The sequence below is a fragment of the Bacillus sp. FSL R7-0672 genome (assembly GCF_038601465.1).
Lineage (GTDB): Bacteria > Bacillota > Bacilli > Bacillales > Bacillaceae > Bacillus > Bacillus pumilus.
The window spans coordinates 1,997,694-2,019,073 of record NZ_CP152010.1 but is presented as its reverse complement, the minus strand read 5'-3'; the positions used below and the strand labels follow the sequence as shown (position 1 = coordinate 2,019,073).

At 39.9% G+C, this 21,380-nt stretch carries 22 protein-coding genes, 1 pseudogene and 1 riboswitch; of the genes and pseudogenes, 16 read left to right on the top strand and 7 right to left on the bottom strand.

Annotated elements, in window-relative coordinates; translation table 11 throughout:
• Positions 1-103 precede the first annotated feature (103 nt).
• The 5 genes from MKY18_RS10010 to pbuX all read left to right on the top strand — a co-directional run bounded on the left by MKY18_RS10010 (position 104) and on the right by pbuX (position 6,201).
• The gene (locus MKY18_RS10010) at positions 104-301 is read left to right on the top strand and encodes a hypothetical protein (protein WP_003215966.1); all 198 of its coding nucleotides are present in this window, start codon (positions 104-106) and stop codon (positions 299-301) included.
• A gap of 74 nt (positions 302-375) precedes the next feature.
• Positions 376-2,313 (top strand): ATP-dependent DNA helicase, encoded by a 1,938-nt coding sequence (locus MKY18_RS10005; RefSeq protein ID WP_265208206.1) that lies wholly within the window; start codon positions 376-378, stop codon positions 2,311-2,313.
• A 128-nt stretch (positions 2,314-2,441) separates the two neighbouring features.
• Positions 2,442-3,947 carry a carboxypeptidase M32 gene (locus MKY18_RS10000; protein WP_003216050.1) on the top strand — a complete coding sequence of 502 codons (1,506 nt, stop codon included), beginning with the start codon at positions 2,442-2,444 and terminating at the stop codon, positions 3,945-3,947.
• A gap of 136 nt (positions 3,948-4,083) precedes the next feature.
• Positions 4,084-4,183, top strand: a riboswitch (purine riboswitch).
• A gap of 117 nt (positions 4,184-4,300) precedes the next feature.
• On the top strand, positions 4,301-4,885 hold the full coding sequence (xpt, locus tag MKY18_RS09995; RefSeq protein WP_065098227.1) for a xanthine phosphoribosyltransferase: 585 nt from the start codon (positions 4,301-4,303) through the stop codon (positions 4,883-4,885).
• Positions 4,882-6,201, top strand: coding sequence for a xanthine permease PbuX (gene pbuX, locus MKY18_RS09990; RefSeq protein WP_065098226.1), 1,320 nt, complete (start codon positions 4,882-4,884; stop codon positions 6,199-6,201). Before xpt ends, pbuX begins: the two co-directional genes overlap by 4 nt.
• Before the next feature lie 62 nt (positions 6,202-6,263).
• Here pbuX and MKY18_RS09985 read toward each other — a convergent pair whose 3' ends face one another.
• Entirely contained in the window at positions 6,264-7,118 is an 855-nt protein-coding gene (locus MKY18_RS09985) for a polysaccharide deacetylase family protein (RefSeq protein ID WP_065098225.1), read from the bottom strand.
• A 307-nt stretch (positions 7,119-7,425) separates the two neighbouring features.
• Between MKY18_RS09985 and MKY18_RS09980 the strand changes: the two are divergent.
• The 7 genes and pseudogenes from MKY18_RS09980 to MKY18_RS09950 form a co-directional block, all read left to right on the top strand.
• A pseudogene (locus MKY18_RS09980) lies at positions 7,426-7,752 on the top strand (IS5/IS1182 family transposase); the annotation flags it as partial.
• Positions 7,753-8,065: 313 nt separating this feature from the next.
• Positions 8,066-9,166: a 3-oxoacyl-[acyl-carrier-protein] synthase III C-terminal domain-containing protein gene (locus MKY18_RS09975; protein ID WP_340911279.1), complete on the top strand. Its 1,101-nt coding sequence runs from the start codon at positions 8,066-8,068 to the stop codon at positions 9,164-9,166.
• The gene (locus MKY18_RS09970; RefSeq protein ID WP_126741485.1) at positions 9,163-9,672 is read left to right on the top strand and encodes an isoprenylcysteine carboxyl methyltransferase family protein; all 510 of its coding nucleotides are present in this window, start codon (positions 9,163-9,165) and stop codon (positions 9,670-9,672) included. Before MKY18_RS09975 ends, MKY18_RS09970 begins: the two co-directional genes overlap by 4 nt.
• Positions 9,673-9,736: 64 nt before the next feature.
• Positions 9,737-9,844 (top strand): Fur-regulated basic protein FbpC, encoded by a 108-nt coding sequence (gene fbpC / locus MKY18_RS09965; RefSeq protein WP_306172627.1) that lies wholly within the window; start codon positions 9,737-9,739, stop codon positions 9,842-9,844.
• 133 nt (positions 9,845-9,977) lie between these two features.
• Positions 9,978-13,577, top strand: coding sequence for a dynamin family protein (locus MKY18_RS09960; RefSeq protein WP_342497503.1), 3,600 nt, complete (start codon positions 9,978-9,980; stop codon positions 13,575-13,577).
• A 41-nt stretch (positions 13,578-13,618) separates the two neighbouring features.
• On the top strand, positions 13,619-13,882 hold the full coding sequence (locus MKY18_RS09955; RefSeq protein ID WP_265208210.1) for a YpbS family protein: 264 nt from the start codon (positions 13,619-13,621) through the stop codon (positions 13,880-13,882).
• A gap of 275 nt (positions 13,883-14,157) precedes the next feature.
• Positions 14,158-15,045 (top strand): 5'-3' exonuclease, encoded by an 888-nt coding sequence (locus MKY18_RS09950; RefSeq protein WP_106065474.1) that lies wholly within the window; start codon positions 14,158-14,160, stop codon positions 15,043-15,045.
• Between the two features lie 138 nt (positions 15,046-15,183).
• Here MKY18_RS09950 and MKY18_RS09945 read toward each other — a convergent pair whose 3' ends face one another.
• From MKY18_RS09945 to MKY18_RS09935, 3 genes are read right to left on the bottom strand one after another with little or no spacing between them, the layout of a single operon-like run.
• Positions 15,184-15,309 (bottom strand): small, acid-soluble spore protein L, encoded by a 126-nt coding sequence (locus MKY18_RS09945; protein WP_265208211.1) that lies wholly within the window; start codon positions 15,307-15,309, stop codon positions 15,184-15,186.
• Positions 15,310-15,353: 44 nt separating this feature from the next.
• Positions 15,354-15,749, bottom strand: coding sequence for a reverse transcriptase-like protein (locus MKY18_RS09940; protein WP_113768501.1), 396 nt, complete (start codon positions 15,747-15,749; stop codon positions 15,354-15,356).
• 1 nt (position 15,750) lies between these two features.
• Positions 15,751-16,440 carry a queuosine precursor transporter gene (locus tag MKY18_RS09935; RefSeq protein WP_003215661.1) on the bottom strand — a complete coding sequence of 230 codons (690 nt, stop codon included), beginning with the start codon at positions 16,438-16,440 and terminating at the stop codon, positions 15,751-15,753.
• A gap of 94 nt (positions 16,441-16,534) precedes the next feature.
• On the opposite strand from MKY18_RS09935, the gene MKY18_RS09930 reads away from it, so the two are divergent.
• The 3 genes from MKY18_RS09930 (at position 16,535) to MKY18_RS09920 (ending at position 17,742) form a co-directional block, all read left to right on the top strand.
• Positions 16,535-17,206 carry a ribonuclease H family protein gene (locus MKY18_RS09930; protein ID WP_265208212.1) on the top strand — a complete coding sequence of 224 codons (672 nt, stop codon included), beginning with the start codon at positions 16,535-16,537 and terminating at the stop codon, positions 17,204-17,206.
• A gap of 1 nt (position 17,207) precedes the next feature.
• On the top strand, positions 17,208-17,390 hold the full coding sequence (locus MKY18_RS09925; RefSeq protein ID WP_003215998.1) for a zinc-finger domain-containing protein: 183 nt from the start codon (positions 17,208-17,210) through the stop codon (positions 17,388-17,390).
• A gap of 169 nt (positions 17,391-17,559) precedes the next feature.
• Positions 17,560-17,742 carry a hypothetical protein gene (locus MKY18_RS09920; RefSeq protein WP_003215507.1) on the top strand — a complete coding sequence of 61 codons (183 nt, stop codon included), beginning with the start codon at positions 17,560-17,562 and terminating at the stop codon, positions 17,740-17,742.
• 45 nt (positions 17,743-17,787) lie between these two features.
• On the opposite strand, the gene cspD is transcribed toward MKY18_RS09920, so the two are convergent.
• Positions 17,788-17,988 (bottom strand): cold-shock protein CspD, encoded by a 201-nt coding sequence (cspD, locus tag MKY18_RS09915; RefSeq protein ID WP_003215784.1) that lies wholly within the window; start codon positions 17,986-17,988, stop codon positions 17,788-17,790.
• A 259-nt stretch (positions 17,989-18,247) separates the two neighbouring features.
• On the opposite strand from cspD, the gene MKY18_RS09910 reads away from it, so the two are divergent.
• On the top strand, positions 18,248-18,949 hold the full coding sequence (locus MKY18_RS09910; protein ID WP_044141159.1) for an AIM24 family protein: 702 nt from the start codon (positions 18,248-18,250) through the stop codon (positions 18,947-18,949).
• Positions 18,950-18,983: 34 nt separating this feature from the next.
• Here the strand turns inward: MKY18_RS09910 and MKY18_RS09905 are convergent, their stop codons facing one another.
• Both MKY18_RS09905 and metA read right to left on the bottom strand, forming a co-directional pair.
• Positions 18,984-20,135, bottom strand: coding sequence for a diglucosyl diacylglycerol synthase (locus MKY18_RS09905; protein WP_044141160.1), 1,152 nt, complete (start codon positions 20,133-20,135; stop codon positions 18,984-18,986).
• 228 nt (positions 20,136-20,363) lie between these two features.
• On the bottom strand, positions 20,364-21,272 hold the full coding sequence (gene metA, locus MKY18_RS09900; protein ID WP_113768498.1) for a homoserine O-succinyltransferase: 909 nt from the start codon (positions 21,270-21,272) through the stop codon (positions 20,364-20,366).
• Between the last annotated feature and the right edge of the window lie 108 nt (positions 21,273-21,380).

Here is a 21,380-nt window from a genome sequence, read left to right as displayed (position 1 = left end):
AATGTCACACCTACAGAAGGTGTGGCTTTTTTTATCCCAGAAAGGTATAAACCTTCACGGGACGGAATAAACTGAACTTGATTTTAAAAAAAGAGGTGTCTCCATGATACAATATGATCAATTTCAGTTAATCCAAAAAGCACTCGCTTCGACTGCTCAAGAAATTGAAGGGCAAGAAGGTGGACAATCTGCTCAGCTGACAGCAGCCATCGAAGATTTAGCGCTTGCTCAGGCTTACATAGAGCGTTCTGAGCATGCATTTTTAATGAAAGAAACCTATCAACATCGTTTGCGGTCGTAAAAAAGATTGTCATTCCCCAGCAAAAATGTTACTATAGAATGTCTGAATGATTCAAAAGTTGGGGGTTGAAGCAGGTGACAGCATCTCGTTTGCCTTTTTCATTATCAAAAGAACATAATTTTTACGAAGAACTGGGCAACTGGATTGGTGATGTGTTCTATGACATTTTGCCAGAAAAGGGCTTTGATCTTCGAGATGAACAAATATTCATGGCTTTTCAACTAGAAAGAGCCTTTAAAGAAAAAAGTGTGATGTTTGCCGAAGCTGGGGTAGGCACAGGCAAAACCATCGTTTACCTATTATTTGCGGTCACATATGCAAGGTATACAGGGAAACCTGCGATTATTGCATGTGCAGACGAAACGTTAATTGAACAGCTAGTGAAACAAGAGGGTGATATCTATAAAATTGCCAATCACCTTGATATTCAAATAGATGCGAGATTAAGTAAATCACATGATCAATATTTATGCTTAAAGAAATTAGAGAAAACCATGCAGCGTGAAGATGATGAGAAGTGGCTCGATATTTATGAATCGCTTCCTTCGTTTGTTCATGAATCACATGGGATGCAGAACTTTTATCCGTACGGTGATCGAAAAGAGTACCCAGAGCTATCCAATGATGAATGGTCACGCATTGGCTATGACTCGTTTCAGGACTGCTTGACGTGCGATATGCGTCATCGCTGTGGTCTGAATTTATCAAGAGATCATTACCGGAAAGCAGCAGACCTTATCATCTGTTCTCATGATTTTTATATGGAGCATGTGTGGACGAAGGAATCTCGCAAACGCGAGGGCCAGCTTCCGCTGCTTCCAGAACATAGCTCCGTTGTATTTGATGAAGGCCACCTTCTTGAATTTGCCGCACAAAAAGCACTGACATACCGAGTGAAGCAATCAATGCTCGAAACCTTTTTAGAGCGCCTGCTTCAAAACGATATACGCGAAGAGTTTGCCGAGCTCGTTGAAGATGCACTTGCCACAAACGATGAGTTCTTTTATCTCTTAAAAACACATGCCAAAGAAATCAAGGGCTCGCATCGACTTGAAATTGGACGTGTGGATGAGGTGAAGCGTTCTGCAAGTGAATTGTGTGATTTACTTGAAAAAATTGGAGAAGCACTCGTATTTGAATCAGAGATGTATACAATCGATCAATACGAATTGTCTGTTGTGGAAGAGTACATTGAACAAATGGCGTATTCTCTGTCGCTTTATCAAAAAAATGCGATTAGCTGGCTTGAAAAGCAGGAATTAGATACGACATTTGTTGTGATGCCAAAGACTGTCGCAGAGGTGCTTGGTGAAAAGGTATTCTCGCAAAAAAGACCATACATTTTCTCTTCTGCTACATTGTCTGAAAATCAATCCTTTGATTATTTAGCTGAAAGTCTTGGGATTAAAGATTACTTATCAATGAGTGTCGCTTCGCCGTATGATTACGATGAACAAATGAAGATTTATTTCCACGGGATTCAGCAGCTTCAAGAGCAAGAAACAAAAGGACAGCAAGTGATCACTCAGCTGAAAGATAATGGAGGACGCTCTCTCATTTTGTTCCCTTCATTTGATGAACTTCATTTCTTTAGAAAGCATCTTGAGGCATCGAATGAATCACTGCCTTTCCATGTGTACTTTGAGGGAGACGAGGAAATCAGCACGATTGTTCAAAAGTTCCAAGCAGATGAGACATCTGTGTTATGCTCTGTTCACCTTTGGGAAGGGCTGGATATTCCAGGACAATCATTAACAAATGTGATCATCTGGGGACTTCCTTACCCGCCTCATGATCCGGTATTTGAGGCGAAACGGAATGAAGCAAAGGATGCTCGTGCAGAAGTCGACCTTCCGTATATGCTGTTGCGCTTACGACAAGGTATTGGAAGACTGATTCGGACAAGCCAAGATGCAGGAACCATTCATATTTACTTTGACCGCAAGGAAGATACAGAGCTTCAAAGTAAAATTGAATCCGTTCTGCCAGTAAAGGCAATCATCACATCTTAAATAACACCCGAACGAGAAAAAGAGGAGGATACCATCTGTGTATCCTCCCTTTTTCATTGACAAAAGAACATTTCTTGAAGTAGCCTTGAAACGTACATACATATTTTATCGATTGGGGGAACAAACATATGAGTCTTGAAGCAAAAGAGAAAGCGTTTTATCAATTACTAGGAAAAATCGCCCACTATACGGAGGCGCTCCATTTACTTTATTGGGACTCTAGAACACAGGCGCCTAAAAAAAGCGCCGATTTCAGAGCTGAAACGATCGGTCAATTATCAAGTGATATTTTTAATATGAAGACTTCTGATGAAATGAGAGATCTTCTTCACGCATTAAATAAACACCGAGATGAGCTGTCAAAAGATACACAAAAGGCGCTCGAATTATCACAAAAAGAGTATGATGAAAACAGCAAAATTCCGAAAGAAGAATTTAAAGAATACTCCATTTTACAATCAAAAGCAGAGCATGTCTGGGTAGAAGCAAGGGAGAAATCAGACTTTTCACTCTTTGCACCATACTTAAAACAGCTCATTGATTTTAACAAGCGTTTTATTCAATATTGGGGCGTGAAACAAACGCCATATGACGTGCTGCTCAATAACTATGAACCAGATATGACGGTTGAACAGCTCGATCAAAAGTTTGGTGCACTTCGTGATGCCATTGTTCCTCTCGTGAAAAAAATCGAAGCCTCTCCTCATAAACCGGATACTTCATTTTTATCGAAAAGCTTTCCGATCGACAAACAAAAGGAACTGAGTCTTTTCTTCTTAAAAGAATTAGGGTATGACTTTGACGCAGGACGTCTGGATACAACAGTTCATCCGTTTGCTGTGACATTGAGCAGAGGGGACGTTCGTGTGACGACCCGTTATGATGAGCATGATTTTCGGATGGCGATCTTTGGCACGATTCATGAGTGTGGTCATGCCATCTATGAGCAAAACATTGATGAGGCACTGAGTGGAACGTTATTATGTGATGGCACATCAATGGGGATCCATGAATCACAGTCTCTTTTCTTTGAGAACTTTATTGGCAGACATGAAGACTTCTGGAAAACGTATTATCAAAAGCTTCAAGAAGCGTCTCCTGAGCAGTTTAAAGATGTCTCTTTAGAAGACTTTGTGCATGCAGTGAATGAATCGAAGCCGACTTACATTCGAATTGAAGCAGATGAGCTCACATACCCACTTCACATTATCATCCGCTATGAAATTGAAAAAGCGATATTTAATGAAGAGGTGGCGGTCGAAGACCTGCCTGCACTGTGGAATGAAAAATATAAGGCATATCTTGGCATTACGCCTCCTAATGATGCACTCGGCATCTTGCAGGATGTTCACTGGTCTGATGGTAGCTTTGGATATTTCCCTTCATATGCCCTTGGTTATATGTATGCGGCGCAACTAAAGCACCAAATGATCAAAGATTTACCGAATTTTGATGAGCTAATTCAAAATGGGTCTTTTGCACCGATAAAAGAATGGCTCACAACACATGTTCACCAACACGGAAAACGCAAAAAGCCATCTGAAATCATTCAAGATGCGACTGGTGAGGAATTAAATGTACAATATTTAATCGATTATTTAACTGATAAATATACGAAACTGTATTTATCTTAAATAAAAGGCACCCTTTGCTTAGAAGGGTGCTTTTTTGATGCTTGAATATTCTAAAAACGAACGTTTTGATCTGATCTATTATTTAAGTTCGGTATTTTTCTAGAAAAGTGCTTTCCAAGCGTCTGAAATCTTGTTATAATTTGAACACTATAACACTCATATAATCGCGTGATGATGGCACGCAAGTTTCTACCGGACACCGATACCGTCCGACTATGAGTGAGCAAATGAAACAGCTCTTGTTTGAGCTGAAGATCCGTGGATCGTTTTCGCATTGCTTGCTCCTCATGGACAGCAATGCTTTTTTTATGCGAAAAATGAAAATGTTTGCCAATATGCTGGGAGGAAGAATGATGGAATTGTTACGTCAAAAAATTGAGAACGAAGGAATCGTTCTGTCAAATCAAGTGTTAAAGGTTGATGCCTTTTTAAATCATCAAATCGATCCTGTCTTAATGCATGAGATCGGGCAAGAGTTTGCTAGATTATTCAAGCATGATGGCATTACAAAAATTATCACAATCGAATCTTCGGGCATTGCACCTGCTGTGATGGCTGGACTAGCTCTTCAAGTACCCGTTGTTTTTGCTCGAAAACGTCAATCACTAACACTAACAGAAAACCTATTAACAGCGAGTGTGTACTCTTTTACAAAAAAAGTAGAAAGCACGATCGCTGTCTCAAATACGCATCTCGGTGAAAAAGATTGTGTATTAATCATTGATGACTTTTTGGCGAACGGTGAAGCCGCTAAAGGACTTGCGGCAATCGCAAAGCAGGCGAAGGCAAAAGTAGCCGGATTTGGCATTGTCATTGAAAAGTCATTCCAGCCGGGAAGAGATGTACTTGTTCAAATGGGCTACCGCGTCGAATCCCTTGCACGGATTGAATCACTTGAGAAAGGGAAAGTCACGTTTGTACGAGAGGTACAATCATGAGTGCTACTAAAAAAGTCAAAACGCTCTCGCTAGGGATTCAGCATGTGCTGGCGATGTATGCAGGGGCCGTTCTTGTGCCGCTCATTGTGGGAGATGCACTCGGCCTCACGCCTGCACAACTGACTTACTTAATCTCAGCAGATATTTTCATGTGCGGGGCTGCCACGCTTCTTCAAGTTTGGAAAAACCGTTTCTTTGGTATCGGTTTGCCTGTTGTATTAGGCTGTACATTTACTGCGGTTTCTCCTATGATTGCGATTGGCTCTAAATACGGGATTTCGTCTATCTATGGAAGTATTATTGCTTCGGGGTGTATCATCATTCTACTTTCTTTTTTCTTTGGGAAGCTTGTGAAATTTTTCCCGCCTGTCGTGACAGGGTCTGTCGTCACTATTATTGGCATTACCCTTATTCCAGTAGCGATGAACAATATGGCAGGAGGAGAAGGAAGTGCTGATTATGGTTCTTTTGAAAATCTAGGTCTCGCCTTCCTTGTGCTGTTTATCATTGTGCTGCTCTATCGATTCACAAAAGGCTTTATGAAGGCGATCGCCATTTTAATTGGTATTCTCCTTGGGACAGCCGTCGCTGCATTTATGGGGAAAGTGGAAACAGCTGAGGTGGCGAACGCACAAGTTTTCCGCATGATTGAACCATTTTATTTTGGCATGCCTACCTTTGAATTTGCGCCCATTATGACGATGACGTTAGTAGCAATTGTGTCACTAGTTGAATCAACAGGTGTTTATTTCGCACTAGGTGATTTAACAAACCGCTCATTAAAAGAGAAAGACTTAGCGAAAGGCTATCGGGCAGAAGGGATTGCTGTGTTATTAGGTGGTATCTTTAATGCTTTTCCTTACACAGCCTACTCGCAAAACGTTGGGTTGATCCAGTTGACAGGGGTCAAGAAAAATCAAGTCATCGTTGTGACAGGCGCATTGCTCATGTTATTTGGACTTTTTCCTAAAATTGCTGCATTTACGACGATTATTCCAAAGTCAGTTCTTGGCGGCGCAATGGTTGCCATGTTTGGGATGGTCATTGCCTACGGTATTAAAATGCTCTCGCGTGTGGATTTTGCCAAACAGGAAAACCTACTGATTGTTGCTTGCTCAGTTGGGATCGGCTTAGGTGTCACCGTGGTGCCGCAAATGTTTGAGCATCTGCCAGAATCAATCAAATTATTAACAAGTAATGGCATCGTGGCCGGCAGCTTTACCGCTATTTTCCTTCATATTATTTATCACATGATTCCTTTTAAAAAAGAAACCGGGCAGGACCTGATGGAAGAGCCTAAGAAATCTGTTGTGTAAATACTTCTCTTGGAGCTGAAAGCCCGCATCTTTTGGATACGGGCTTGTTGTGATTAGCGCTATTAATGTTGTACCGGCTGCATTGTTTCGGTTATGACTGCAAATGTATAGCCCCTTGCTTTTAGCTGTGTAATCAGGCTATCTAAATAGTTTGTGGTAGAGGGTTGATCATGCATTAAAATAACTTTTGGTTCCCATGGTTTATTTTTCTCAAACATTTGCAGTTGATTCAATACCTCTGGAACATATTGTGAGTTTTTATATCTCCAGTCAAGGCTATCAATCGTCCAATCCCAGTAAATAAAGCCATTTTGGTTTAAACGTACTTTTTGATGATATGTTAAATTTGGAACACTGCCATAGGGTGTTCTCACAAGACGGGTGTAAACGCCTGTAACAGAAGCAAGAATGCGCTGAGCTTCTCTCATTTCATTTGCGGGAGACTCACTGTTCTGATAAAAGCGGTTTATATCATGCGTCATGCCATGAAGCCCTAATTGATGTCCTTCTTGATAAAGTCTTTTCACAGCTGCTTGGTGTGCTTGGATTTGCGGTCCAAGCATGAAGAATGTCGCCTTCACGTGATGTGCTTTTAATACATTTAACAGCTGATTTGATGTAGCAGAAGGACCATCATCAAATGTTAAAAAGACCGTTTTATTCGTTGTCTGTTGGTTTGGATTGGTCTTAAAATGTGTATCCAATGTTCTTGTAGAATGATCTTTTGCTTTCAGACTGATGCTTGTGTCTCGGAAGTCACTGTTGGCAACAATTTTTGCTTGCCCATGTGTCGCCTGCAAATGGGGTTTAGACATATCCCAGATAAAAAAGAGAAACAGTGTAAGAAGCACTAAACCAATTATCTTCGAGAGAAGTATCGTGTTGTAGGGTGTCTGTTTTTTGGACACCTTTTTCATTACAATCACTCCAGTCAATTAAATTTTGTGCCGAATCATGTAGTAGATTCTATCTTTTTTCACTGTTTTTCATGGTGTTCATATTGATTAAGTATACAGGAAAAAAACGCCTTTTTATATATAATAATCAAATAAATTAGCATTTTATGGTTATTGATTTGTATTGATCAGAAAAAAAGGTGATCCATTCATGTTTAAATGAAATAATTCCGAAACGTTGATATTTATACGCTAAGATAGCATCAGATTTAACCATTAATGCGAAGCGAAGGGAGATTCCGTATGAAAGTGTTGTATAATGACGATTTCATTGAAAAAAAAGATGCTCATGTGGATATTGGAGATAGAGGCTATCAATCGCGAAAAACATGGAGAAAAGCTCTTACCCTTACAAAATAAAGAAGAAACAAAAGAGATCAAAGTCAGTACAACTAAATCAGAGATTGGCTACTATGTAAAAGGTGAACGTGAAAAGTCATTTGCTTATTCCTTTCATACAGCTTGTGATTCAAAAGGATTTATTTTTGGATCACTGGTCACAGGTGGAAATGTTCATGATACTCGTATGTTAGATTCACTCGTAAAACAGGTGACAGAGAAAATCGGAAAACTAAATGTAGACACGGTAGATGCTGAATGTCCAGCGTACCCCTTTATAATTATGTGAAAACCCCACTTTTACTTGAAGTAAAGGTGGGGTTTGTCTACGGTCTGCACTTCTCTTTTAGAGGTGTTTTTTTCATAAAAAAAGCAGGTTCGCTTGGCTTGGAACGAACCTGTGAAGGAGGAAAACTACATCATGTTTTCACCTATATTATCCAATATTTATCAATTGTCGTCAAGACAAAAAGTTAGACGGAGGAAAATGTTTTGACTGAATTGTGACGATTTGGCATGTATATCCTTTTTTCGATAGGGGATATTAACCGAAAAAAGAGGTGAAGCCGATGGCGTATATTCTTTCAGTTGGAACGAGTCACCCGAAGCATCACGTGGATCAGAAAACCGCTGCCGAATTTGCAAGGTCTCAATTTAAACGATCGTTTAAAGATATTGACCGCCTGCTGAGAGCTTTTCAAAATGGAGAAATTGAGAGCAGACAATTTGTTCAGCCCATTGAATGGTATCAGACGCACCACTCTTTTGAAGAGAAAAACAATATCTATTTGGAAAAGGCATTGACTCATGCAAAGGAAGCGATCATACATTGTCTTCAAGAGCAGGCGTTTCTAAAAAAATCAGTCCCTTTTGAAGAGATTGATGCATTGTTTTTTATTTCAAGTACCGGCTTATCAACCCCAAGCCTTGATGCAAAGCTCATGAACGTCCTTCCTTTTTCTCCTTATACGAAACGAGTACCGATCTGGGGCTTAGGGTGTGGGGGCGGTGCGGCAGGGCTGTCTCGGGCTTATGAATACATAAGGGCATTTCCAGAAGCAAAGGTACTTGTCGTTGCCTGTGAGCTGTGCAGTTTAACTTTTCAGCCGCAAGATCAATCAAAAAGCAATTTAATTGGCACCTCCTTGTTTGGAGACGGGACGGCAGCGGTTCTTTTAGCTGGAGAAAAAGCTGCTCTTGAATATGCCCATTTAAAAACGGTCCCTAAAGTATTAAGCACGCAATCCGTCACGATGAAAGATTCTGAGGATGTGATGGGCTGGGACTTTACAAGTGACGGCTTTCGGGTTATTTTCTCCCGCGACATTCCGTCTATGATTTCCGGCTGGTTAAAAGAGCAGGTGGATCAATTTTTAGAGGAGCATGGATATTCAACTAAAGACTTGTCCGTTTTTCTAGCCCATCCTGGAGGAAAAAAAGTGATTGATGCCTATGTTGAGAGTCTATCTTTACGAGAGGATCAGCTGTTTTCTTCAAAAGAAGTACTCAAACAACACGGAAATATGTCCTCTGCCACAGTTTTGTATGTCATCAAGCATTTCCTAAAACATCAATCAGCTGAAGCGGGGGAGATGGGCCTTTGCGGTGCGCTTGGTCCGGGCTTTTCCTCAGAGCTGCTGCTTATGAAGTGGGAGGAGGTCTTGTCATGATCATTTGGCTTGTCATCGGTTTCTTCGTTTGTCAGAGGCTCATTGAAATGCTTGTGGCCAAAAGAAATGAAAAGAAAGTAAAAGCAATAGGTGCCATAGAATTTGGTGCTGGTCATTATCCCTATATGGTCGCTATGCATATGGCTTTTTTTCTTTCACTTATAGTTGAGATAAGGCTTTTACATAAAGGGTCATCCCAGTATTTTCTTGTACTGCTCCTTTTCCTGATGGCTACACAGCTCATTCGGTACTGGGCATTGTGCTCCCTTGGGACGTACTGGAATACGAAAATTTTAGTCGTGCCAAACGCAACGATTGTAAAAAAAGGTCCGTATCGCTGGTTGAAACACCCTAACTATGTAGTCGTGGCGATTGAGCTTTTGCTGATCCCGCTATTGTTTGAAGCGTATGTGACTGCCATTTTGTTTACATGTTTAAATGCATGGATGATGACTGTAAGAATTCAAACAGAGGAGAAAGCATTAAATCAGTATTTGCTAAATTAATATTGAAAATCATTATCAATTGTGCTACACTTTCATTAATGATAAGCATTCTCAATCATGAAGAATGGACGGTGATCACATGACAATGATATTCTTACTCGGTACGGTGTGTGTATATAGCCTATTAATTGGCTTCGTATTAAAAGGTGTGTCCAAAAAATCTGCTTCCTGATTTCAGTCAATTGCGACTGATCGGGCAGCAGATTTTTTTTATTTCCTCAGATGAGAAGAAAATTCTCTTTATTTTGTGTAAAATGGTATCACATACATAACTGACTTTTCTAAAAACAAAGGGGTTTATCGTCATGAAAGACTTGTCTATTCGAGATTCGCTCGTTCAAACTACAGGAGCTTTATATCAAAGCTTTCTCAAAAGGGATGATCATGAGCGCGCTGCCAAACTTGCATCGATTATCAAAAAGGAAGCAGAAGAAGAAGTATATATCGCATTTACCGGTCACTATTCTGCTGGAAAGTCATCACTTGTGAATCATCTGCTTCATGATCACATTTTGCCAACGAGCCCAATCCCTACAAGTGCAAACTTGGTCGTCGTGAGGAAAGGCGAAAGTGAAGTGCAGCTTCACACCTCTGATGGCCGTTTTGCAAAAATGAACGGCTCTTATGATAAAGAAGCAGTACAGCGTTTCTGTAAGGATGGAGAACAGATTGAGATGGTGGAAATTAGCGGTGACTATAGAGGTCTTGAAGAAAAGGTGGCACTGATTGATACGCCAGGAATTGATTCAACGGATCATGCCCACTTTATGTCTGCTGCGTCTATTCTTCATCAAGCAGATGCTCTTTTTTATGTCGTTCACTACAACCATGTTCATTCTGAAGAAAACATTCGTTTCATTCGCTCCATTAAAGAAAAAGTGCCAAATCTCTATTTCGTCGTGAATCAAGTGGACCGGCATGATGAGCATGAGACAGCATTTGAAGACTACAAAAATCAAGTGGTTGACATGCTCCTTAAAGAAGGCATTGAAGAAGATCATCTATACTTTACATCTGTAACCGATGAGACGCATCCAAGAAATGAAATGATTCGTTTAATCAAAAAACTGCAAGAATTACAGACGTTGCCGAAAGCCTCACTTCGGGCTTATACGGAGCAGAAAATTGAGCATGTCTTAAAAGAACACATTGACTCGTTAAAAGAAGAGCTGCAAGGTGAAGAGCTTGAGTCACAGCTCCAAGAAAAAAGAAAAGAAGTAAAGGATTTGGAAACGAAAAATCACTTCATTGAAAATGGAGCCAAACAGTTAGAAGAAGAAGTATCTACTGAAGTCGAGAGCATTTTGAAAAATGCCAACCTAACTCCATTTAAAATGAGAGAACTCGCAAGCGACTATATTGAATCAAAAGCACCTGGCTTTAAAGTGGGACTGCTTTTTGCTAAAAATAAAACTGAGCAGGAAAAAGAAAAACGGGCAACTGACTTCTTAACAGATGTCAAAGCGAGAATGAAGGCAGAAGTGGACTGGCATATTGCTGAGCTACTAAAAAAAGAAGTCAAGAAACATCAACTTGGTGAAGAGTTATTAAATCAAGTGATGTCGTTTGAAACACCTGTACAAGAATCACTTCTTGAAAGTGTGATTCATCATGGAGCAACGTTCTCCAATGAATACGTACTGCAATATGCAAAAGATGCTGGCGAAGCCTTAAGAAGACAGGCTAAGCAGCAAGCGATGCCACTGATTGAACAAATGGTGGAGTCGCTGAAAGCCAAGCTTATGGAAGATAAAGCAGAGCAGCAAGTCAAATGGGTTCAGTCTGCAAAAGAGCTCCAAACGCTCGAGCAATGCATCAAAAAAAATGAACAAATGAAGCGAGATATTCAGCATGTATGGGATATTTGGCAAAATGGAACGAATGAACAGATCGAAGAAGATTGGTTTTATGCGAAAAAGAGACAAATGCAGCATGACCAGCTAAAGCAGGATCAAGCGACCATTCATCCTGAAGAGAGCGACCAAGAAAAACCGAACAAGCAGATTGATCAACCTCAAATGCGTCAGTCACAGCATGTCACGACGGCACAGTCGATTGCCCAGTTTGAGCAGCTTTCTCAGATTTTATTGCCATTAGATGCGCTCCAATCTCAAAGAAAGTCCTTTGAAAAACGAACAAAACGGCTGCAAGCGAAAGAATTCACACTCGCTTTATTTGGGGCTTTTAGTTCGGGGAAATCTTCCTTTGCAAATGCCCTCGTCGGGAGAAAGGTGCTGCCATCCTCTCCCACACCAACAACGGCAACCATTAACAAGCTAACGCGGCCGACGGAAGATCACCCTCACGAAAGTGTCAAAGTGGTATTCAAAACAGAACAGGATATATTAGAGGAGCTCAATCAGATTCTAGGATTTCCGATCTCAGAAGAAAAAGGGGAGACGTTTACATCCAAGCTCAAACGAACGCTCAAAAAAAGACAGCTTGAACAAGATCACCGCGTCATTGTAGAACATTTTTTACAAGCACATATCCGTTTCCTTGATCACATTACTAAGCAAACGCCGCTTCATGTCACCCTTCAAGAACTGAGGCCATATGTGGCGGAAGAAGCTGTTTCTTGTGTGGTGAAGGAAGTGACGGTTTATTTGAGTACACCTCTAACAGATAAAGGGCTGACTATTGTTGATACGCCAGGCGCTAGCAGTATGAATAAGCGTCATACAGAGATCGCTTTTCAATATATGAAGGACGCAGATGCGCTTCTTTATTTAACTTACTACCAGCACTCTTTTTCGAAGGCAGATCGGTCATTTTTACGTAAGCTTGGGCTTGTAAAAGATTCATTTAGCATGGATAAAATGTTCTTTATTATCAATGCAGCTGATCTCGCAAAGGATCAAGCAGAGCTAGACACCGTCTTTGACTATGTAAAAAATGAGCTCACAAAAGAAGGCATAAGAAACCCAAACCTTCATCATGTGTCCAGTAAGGAAGAGATCGAAGGAAAGGGAGAGACAGCTTATAATCAATACGCAAAGCTTAGAAAGCAGCTCGACTATTTTATAGAGGAAGAATTAACGAAAGATGCGATCGAGCTGTTGTATTTTGAAGCACGTACGTTATGTAGAACAGTCGACAAACTGCATGCGACGCTGCATCAGTCAGAAGATGAGAAGCAAGAGGAAAAGAAAAAGATAAACGCATCCTATGAAGCAATTCTTGATCAAATGAGTCATATTAAACAATCTAAGCTAGTGACAGAAAGCGTGAAAAAGGACTTACATGAACAGCTCTATCATATTGTGCAGCGCCTATCACTATTTGCGAATGATCTGTTAAAGACAGCCTTTTATCCTGGAATATCTCAAGGGAATTTCGGACAGCAATTGAAAAAAGCACTTGAGAAGGCACTAAAGGATTATGAATTTGAATTTGTACAGGAGTTAAAGGCACTTGATATCCGGATGGAATCGTTTATTCATCAATACTTCCAAGAGGAGTGGGAGAAAGGATTGCAGGCGGCATGTGCAGAAGACCATTACTTTTCTCTCTCTTTGTCGCCGCCAGAAGAGAAAAATGCTGAGCTGAAACAAATTGAAGTCGAAGCTGAACTAACGCCATTCGAACCGCTCTTAAAGAAACAAAAATCAGCGAAAGTTTTCTTTGAACAGAATGGAAAGGCTGCGTTTATTGAAGCGATTCGAGATATTCTTCATCAGTTAACCACGAAATGGGCTGATAAAGAAAAAAAAGAATTACTGAGCAGGTACGACATGATGGTGAAGACGTTTACGGAAAGATATGAAACAGAAGCGCTCGAGCAGCTAAGTGAACAAAAACAAACATTTATCACGAGCCTAACGACAGATGCCAAAGAGCAGGCGGTTATTGAACAAGTTTATGAACAAACAACCGAATGGAAGAACCAGTTGAAAACCATTTGATTCATGGTAGACTAAATAAAAAAGAAAGCAGTTGATAGAAAATGACGAGCGTACACGAAGAGATTTCAGCACACTCACAAAAACAGCATGCTCATATTCAGTCCTTTCTTGAGCTTGAACAGAAAAGAGAACAAGCAATAGAGACGGCTGTCGTCAAGTGTGAGCAAAACGAGCCATTTACAACAGACGAGATCAACGCCATTACGTCGAAGATGAATGAGCTTGCACGAGGCGGTATTGTTCCGCTGCGTAAGCTTGTGACGAATGATATGGTCAGGGAGTATGTCGAGCAGAAACAGAAGTAAAGAGTAACTTTCTCTTTTTTGGTCATCTTAATGAATGTACCGAGAAAGGGGAATGATCATGAAAAAAAAGCAACAGACAAAGCAGCAGGATGAGCGTGACCCTAAACAAAAAGACATGCCGTCCTATGCAGAAGCAGAGTCGAAAAAAATGCAATACGGTCAAAAGTAAACGGGCTGCCTCTTCTTTTCTAAAAGAAGAAGGCGCCTTTTTTATGTCTAGTTTTGCGTTCTGTGATAGAATAGGAGTATTGTTTTGAAAAAGGGAGTTTATAAGAATGAATAAACACGTACTGCTTGTAGATGGAATGGCGCTTTTGTTCAGATCGTTTTATGCAACGGCTGTCCATCGCAATTTTATGATAAATGACCACGGTGTGCCGACAAATGGAGTCAATGGCTATTTGAAGCACTTATTAACAGCTGTACAGACATTTGAGCCAACTCATATTGTGTGCTGCTGGGATATGGGAAGCCAAACCTATCGAAACGAATTGTTTCAAGATTATAAAGCGAATCGAGGAGAGGCGCCTGTCGAGCTCATTCCGCAATTCGATTTAGCAAAAGAGGCTACAGAAGAACTAGGAATTGTGAACATTGGTTTAAAGGGCTTTGAAGCAGACGATTGTATTGGTACACTTGCTGCGCTTTACGAAAAAGAAGCACGCGTGACTGTCCTAACTGGTGACAAAGATTTGCTGCAAATTTTGAATGAACAAGTGACTGTTGCCTTGATGCAAAAAGGAATTGGCAATTATAAGCATTATACAAAAGCCTTATTTGAAGAGGAAATGGGAATCTCGCCAAAGGCACTCATCGATATGAAAGCACTTATGGGAGATGCAAGTGATAATTATCCAGGTGTCAAAGGAATCGGAGAAAAAACTGCTTTAAAATTTATTCAAACATATGAAACGATTGACGGTTTGTTAGAAAATGTCCATGAACTAACGGCTGCACAGCAAAAAAAAATGCAAGCAGGATTAGAAGATTTGAAGCTTTCTCGTCTATTGGCAGAGATTAAATGTGATGTCCCGCTCAGCTGTCCAATGGATGAGACGAAAATGAACATCAATCAAGAACGTGCTGCTGCTATGCTGAGGCACCATCAAATCAAAGGAATCGAACCGATGATGAATCGTTTAAGTACAATAGAGATTAGCTAAAGCCGATCTCTTTAGCGTGTAGACAAACCCTCGCATTCGGTGTCAGGTCTGCGTTTCGGTGCTCACGAATGTTCAATTCGCTCCGCTCCGGTACTCGGCCTTCCTAGACTGCAAAGGTTTTCTATCACGCTGACAGGTTCATCTTTTTGTATTGATTTTCTTCGCTCTATTTTCCAGCTGAGATAGTGGCTGTTTATCTTTTGTTTGCGCATCACCTTGTGGGGTTGTCCCATTTGTGACACGACCTTTATTTTCTTTATCCAATCAGTATCACCTCACACACATTAGCATAACCGAAAAAAAGCGATTCATCCTTTAGATAGGTGAATCGCTTTTCTAGCGAGCTGATCTGCTACTTGATTTTCCTTACTCGGAATCCATTTAATAAAAAATAAATCAAACTGGCTTTGAAGCTCGATCATCTCTTTGATAAAGTGCTGAAAGGCTGGACTTTTAGCAAATCCTGCATTCGCTGCCCGGTCAACTACTTGTGAATCTGTTCGAAATGAAACGGTACGCAATCCTTTTTCTACGCATATTTTCATCCCCTCGATCAGAGCAGAAAATTCTGCTTCGTGATTGCTCATGGGTTCAAGAGGAATGGAAAAGGATTCAGCCTTTCCATCATATTTGATGAAAATGCCGATGCCAGAGGGACCTGGATTCCCTGCACTGGCACCGTCAATGTATATTTCTGCAGGCACATCATTTCACCCTTTCATCAAGCGGAACCATTTTTTTCGCTGCATACGCGTAAGGTGTTGCAATTGCAGCGACGATAAATTTAATGACATATGTCGTGATGAAGATTTCTATCCATACATGAAATGGATACGTGCCAAGAAAGGCAATGGTCGTGAAAATCAATGTATCAAGAAGCTGGCTAATCATCGTACTTCCGGCATTGCGCACCCAGAGTGCGCCATCGGAAGGAAATATCCGGCGAATAAACGAATATACATAAACATCTAGCATTTGACTGATGATATAAGCAGCGAGACTGCCAAGTGCAACCCTTGGCATAAAGCCAAATATGGTTTCCAGCGATGATTGTGAGATATCAGATGGAGCGGGGTGGAAAAGCAAAGCTTCCTGCATGACAACAGTTAGTGTTAAAAGGGTGGCAAAACCAATCCAGACAGCTTTTCTCGCTTCATTTTGTCCATATTTTTCATTCAATACGTCCGTTGCAAAGAACACACTGCCATATAAAATATTTCCAAGTGTTGCCGTTAAGCCGAATAATTCAACGGTTTTGACAACTTGTAAATTTGCGGCAACCGTCGCAAAGCCAATCCAGACAAAAAGGCCCATCTTGCCAAATCCTTTATAAAATAGAAGAACAATGATAAAATTAATGATCGCAAATAAGATCCAAATACCTTCATTAAACAAGTGACATGAACTTCCTTTCTCATTGTAAAATGTAACTTTTTGATTATAGCATAACGTATGTTTACCTTAAAAGCACGGGAAGGCGATGTGATCGATGAAATTAAGAGCACACTACACAATGAAAGTGAAATCAATTGGGTCCGTTGCTTTTTACCAAGAAGATTGGTTGGAGCTAAAAGAGGCCTTGAGGTTAGCAAAACATATCGACAAAAAAGAACCCCAGTCTCTTCTGTCATTTGAAGATGAAAAAGGGGCTATGTGGTCTATAAAAGAACTTGAAAAGCTAAATGAAGAATTAAAGCTTGAACCGGATCAGCTTCAAGTCTATTTTGATGCAAGTTTTCACAAAGAAACAGGTGACTCTGGTCTTGGGGTTGTCATCTACTATAAGCTAGGAAAAGACGCTTATCGATTGAGAAAAAATCAGCCTTTCCAAGGGAGTACCAATAATGAAGCCGAGTATGCGGCTTTATTTGAGGCAGTAAAAGTTTTAAAAGACCTGGGGGCAAGCAGAAATTCTGTCACGATTAGAGGAGATTCACTTGTTGTCATGAATCAGTTAAAAGGAGAGTGGCCTTGTTATGATGATGTACATAACAAATGGCTTGATCAAATTGAAGCGGCTTTAAAAGAGCTGAAGCTGACGCCAACCTATGAAGCCATCGATCGGAAACAAAATGCAGAAGCGGATCAGCTTGCAAGACAGATTCTTGCAGACGTCCCAATCGAAAGTACATTGAAATTAGAAGCAGACGGAGCTGAATAATGTGGATAAAAAAACAGCAGTACAAGAATTGACCGATCTTCAAGACACGTATTGTTCAGATTGTTTGATTAAGAAGCATTTTCGAAAAGAATTTGGCAAAAAATACGCCCATTCCTTTTGTATACAGCAATGCACCGTTGGAGAGAAGATAAAAGAATATGGTCAGACTCTGCTCAAAAAATAAACGGACGCACCGGTTTTCCCTGCTCAAACATTCGCTCTTGAAAAAAAACGGATAGAATGTGTAAAAAAAGAACATATTCCGAAAAATGAGCCGATATAACTATAGAAAGTTTTGGTTGAGTTACTTTTTGACTAAGTGACGGATATTAGAGGAAAAGGGGAAGGCCGGTATGAATAATAAGGAGTTCGAAACGGTATTACATCGAACATTTCAAGAGGTGTACAGCGATCTAGAGCAACTTGTAGATGTAGCAAAGAAGGGAAGACCTTTTCTCGAAAAAGATATCTCTGAAATTGAACAACGACTGAAGCAAAATATTTTAGCAATTGAAATTCAGCTGAAAATCAAATAAGAGAGGCATAAGCCTCTCTTTATTTTGCATCATTGATTTGGTTGATTAGATTTTTGTTACGTTTGCAGCTTGAGGTCCACGATTACCTTCAACGATTTCAAAAGAAACTTCTTGTCCTTCTTCTAAAGACTTGTAACCGTCACCTTCGATAGCTGTGAAGTGAACGAATACATCGTCTCCGCCTTCAACTTCAATGAAGCCGAAACCTTTTTCATTATTGAACCATTTTACTTTACCGTTTTGCATATTGCTTTTTCCTCCTAGTACTGTAGCATACCTTTTGGCATACTAAAAAAAATTTTCATCACCTAACGACTTTGCAGTTGTTAAATGATGGTTCCACTATACACCATCAAAAGTAAAGCGTCAAGCGGGAGAGCCAAATTTTGAGCAGAATGTTTGATTTTTTTTGACAAATAACAATAATAGCTAAACCGTCCCCATTTTCTGAAACTTTATGCACAGTTTGTCCGTATATAAAAAAAATATAGAAAGAGGTGCTATCATGAATCGTTATACACTCGAAGAATTTGTTCAGAATACGCAGCAGGAAGATAAGGGAGAAGGGGTCTTCGAACTTGAAACACCAAGACTTTTAGAAATTAATTTGACTGATACCATTTGGGCAAAAACAGGTTCCATGGTTTCGTACCGAGGCAAAATCAAATTTGAACGTGAGGGCGTGTTTGAACATGGCGTCTCAAAGATGTTCAAAAAAATGCTGTCAGGAGAAGGCACTTCACTCATGAAGGCAACAGGTGATGGAAAATTATATGTGGCAGATCAAGGCAAAAAAATCTCAATTCTTCGTTTGGCTCAAGGCGAATCCATTTTTGTGAATGGGAATGATTTGCTCGCATTTGAGCCTTCAGTCCGCTGGGATATCAAATTGATGAAAAAAGTATCGGGGATGATTGCAGGCGGATTATTTAATGTCAAATTAGAAGGACCAGGCCTTGCTGCGATTACGAGTCATTATGAGCCGCTCACATTGATTGTTCAGCCGGGTGACTCTGTCTATACAGATCCAAATGCGACAGTTGCATGGTCAGGGGATTTAAAAACTGAATTTGTAACAGATGTTTCATTCAAAACCTTTATTGGCAGAGGAAGCGGAGAGTCTATTCAAATGAAATTTAGCGGAAGCGGATTTGTTGTCGTGCAGCCGTTTGAAGAAGTGTACACAACAAATGGAAATCAAGGATAAAGAAAAAAGGTGTCCGTCATTGACGGACACCTTTTTATGATAATGCGCGAGCATACGTTTTGTTATTCGTGATGAGATCTGATTGCTCAACGATATCTTCCAAAATGGTTTGAGAAGAATGCTTTGAGTGAAGATTTTTCATGTTTTGTTTCATGGTTTCTAACTTTTCTTCATCTTGAAGCAAGTTGGTCACAGATTCTAAAATGTCTTCATGTCTGTTGATGACGATGGCTGCACCATAATCTTCAAAGAAATGAGCATTTTCCTTTTCTTGTCCAGGGACAGGCTTGTAAAGAATGACTGGGACGCCGATTGCAGTTGCTTCTGTTAAAGTAATGCCACCTGGTTTTGTGATCATACAATCTGTTACTCTGAACAATTCATCAATTTGTTCCACATATCCAAGCGCCTTCAATTGATCTGGATGTGCTTGTTCAAGATCGCTTAGTGATTGTTTCAGCGCTGCGTTCTTTCCGCATACAACAACAATTTGTACTTCACTGTCTAGAAGCAACGCTTCACATAATTCCTTGACATTTTTCAGTACACCATGAGCACCGGCCATAATCAGAAGAACTTTTTTGTTTGATGATAATCCATATTTTTTATAAATCTTCGATTTTGGCACGTCTGCTTCAAATTGTGGTCTAATAGGAATGCCTGTCACTTTGACATCGCTTGGATGTGTGCCGATTTCCACTAATTTTTGTTTCACATAATCGGTTGCAACATAGTACCGGTCGATGTTTTCATGTACCCAAATCTTATGAAGACAGAAATCTGTCATGACATTAAATGTCGGGATGACTTTTCCTGTTTTGTTCCGGTATTCAGGAACAACAATCATCGGGAATGTAATAATAATGATATCCGGATTGTGTAATTGAATAAGTTCATCAAGACGCTTATTTCCCATTTTTAAATAAATGTTAAATTTGCGTTTATTGTAAATTTTATCTACACCGTAATAAAACAAGCGATAAAATTGTTTCCCAATGGAAAAGCTCTTCAAGTATAAATATTGAGTCACTTCCGACACAATGGGATTTGATTCTTGATACAAATTAGAAACTACAACATGCTCAAAGCCTTGAGATTTGCACTCATCATACAGTGTTTTAGCCACCTGCATATGTCCATTTCCATAATTTGCGGTCAAGATTAATATTTTTTTATTGGTATTCAAGAATATTCACCTCAAATGTAATCAACAACAACAAAACTTCGTACGAAAACTATTAATCTCATAGGTCTACATATACATAAAGATAACATATAAACAGCGAGAGCATATCATTCGTTACGAAAGAATTAAACTAATTTTAAAAAACAACAAGACTAAATTGATAATGGAAGACAGAGCCATTTGTATTTTAACACATTTTGGCCATTTATCATCAGACTACAGTCTATTTTATTCCCAAACGTATGGTGTTTCCTGATAAACATAATAATTGAGCCAATTCATAAACAGTAAAGTGGCATGGGCTTTCCATCGATTCACTGGGACTAATATGTCACCATCTTCTATAAAATAGTGGACAGGTTTTTGGACTGTATCATCCTTCAACAAATCTCTTTCATATTCCTGCTTCAATGTGTCCGTATCATATTCAGGATGTCCAGTTAAAAATACTTGTTTATCATCATCTGAAACAATTAAACAAACACCCGCTTCTTCAGAGACACTCAATACTTTTAAATTCGGCGTGTTTTTTAATTGTTCTGTATTAATATCTGTATGCCTCGAATGTGGGACATAGTATACTTCATCGAAACCTCTGACTAATCTTTCTTTTTTCTCTTTCACAAGATGCTCAAATACACCAAATTTTTTCTCAGCAAGCTTGATTTTCTCAATACCATAATGGTGATATAGGCCTGCCTGTGCACCCCAGCAAATGTGAAGAGTAGACGTCACATTCGTTTTACTCCAGTCCAAGATGTCCTGCAGCTCTTTCCAATAGGAAACTTCTTCAAAAGCTAAATGCTCAATTGGTGCGCCGGTGATGATCATTCCATCAAATTTCTTATGGCGAATCGATTCAAAGGTCGTATAAAATTCATCTAGATGCTCTCTCGACGTATTCTTCGGTGTATGCGTACTTGGAATCAAAAACGTAAAGTACACTTGCAAAGGAGAATTTCCGAGCATTCTTAGCAGCTGCGTTTCAGTTTGTATTTTTTTTGGCATTAAATTTAAGATCACGATATTCAAAGGACGGATATCTTGCTTGAATGCCCTTGTCTCATCCATGACGAAAATGTTTTCGCTCTCTAGTATTTGTTTTGCCGGCAGATGAACTGGTATGTTAATAGGCAACTCGCCACCCCCTGAATCAAAGCTAATTTCACTTCATTATAGGAACTTTCTGGCGATATTTCAATGTTTCAATTATGTTACAATGAAAAACAGAGCAAAAACAAAGCT

What these genes read in the sequence shown, in the direction of transcription:
- MKY18_RS09970 (WP_126741485.1), top strand. Translation starts at nt 9,163, where the DNA reads ATGATCATTTGGCTTGTCATCGGTTTCTTCGTTTGTCAGAGGCTCATT.
- xpt (WP_065098227.1), top strand. Translation starts at nt 4,301, where the DNA reads ATGGAATTGTTACGTCAAAAAATTGAGAACGAAGGAATCGTTCTGTCA.
- pbuX (WP_065098226.1), top strand. Translation starts at nt 4,882, where the DNA reads ATGAGTGCTACTAAAAAAGTCAAAACGCTCTCGCTAGGGATTCAGCAT.
- fbpC (WP_306172627.1), top strand. Translation starts at nt 9,737, where the DNA reads ATGGACGGTGATCACATGACAATGATATTCTTACTCGGTACGGTGTGT.
- MKY18_RS10000 (WP_003216050.1), top strand. Translation starts at nt 2,442, where the DNA reads ATGAGTCTTGAAGCAAAAGAGAAAGCGTTTTATCAATTACTAGGAAAA.
- MKY18_RS09910 (WP_044141159.1), top strand. Translation starts at nt 18,248, where the DNA reads ATGAATCGTTATACACTCGAAGAATTTGTTCAGAATACGCAGCAGGAA.
- MKY18_RS09975 (WP_340911279.1), top strand. Translation starts at nt 8,066, where the DNA reads ATGGCGTATATTCTTTCAGTTGGAACGAGTCACCCGAAGCATCACGTG.
- MKY18_RS09985 (WP_065098225.1), bottom strand. Translation starts at nt 7,118, where the DNA reads ATGAAAAAGGTGTCCAAAAAACAGACACCCTACAACACGATACTTCTC.
- MKY18_RS09950 (WP_106065474.1), top strand. Translation starts at nt 14,158, where the DNA reads ATGAATAAACACGTACTGCTTGTAGATGGAATGGCGCTTTTGTTCAGA.
- cspD (WP_003215784.1), bottom strand. Translation starts at nt 17,988, where the DNA reads ATGCAAAACGGTAAAGTAAAATGGTTCAATAATGAAAAAGGTTTCGGC.
- MKY18_RS09920 (WP_003215507.1), top strand. Translation starts at nt 17,560, where the DNA reads ATGAATAATAAGGAGTTCGAAACGGTATTACATCGAACATTTCAAGAG.
- MKY18_RS09960 (WP_342497503.1), top strand. Translation starts at nt 9,978, where the DNA reads ATGAAAGACTTGTCTATTCGAGATTCGCTCGTTCAAACTACAGGAGCT.
- MKY18_RS09930 (WP_265208212.1), top strand. Translation starts at nt 16,535, where the DNA reads ATGAAATTAAGAGCACACTACACAATGAAAGTGAAATCAATTGGGTCC.
- MKY18_RS09955 (WP_265208210.1), top strand. Translation starts at nt 13,619, where the DNA reads ATGACGAGCGTACACGAAGAGATTTCAGCACACTCACAAAAACAGCAT.
- MKY18_RS10010 (WP_003215966.1), top strand. Translation starts at nt 104, where the DNA reads ATGATACAATATGATCAATTTCAGTTAATCCAAAAAGCACTCGCTTCG.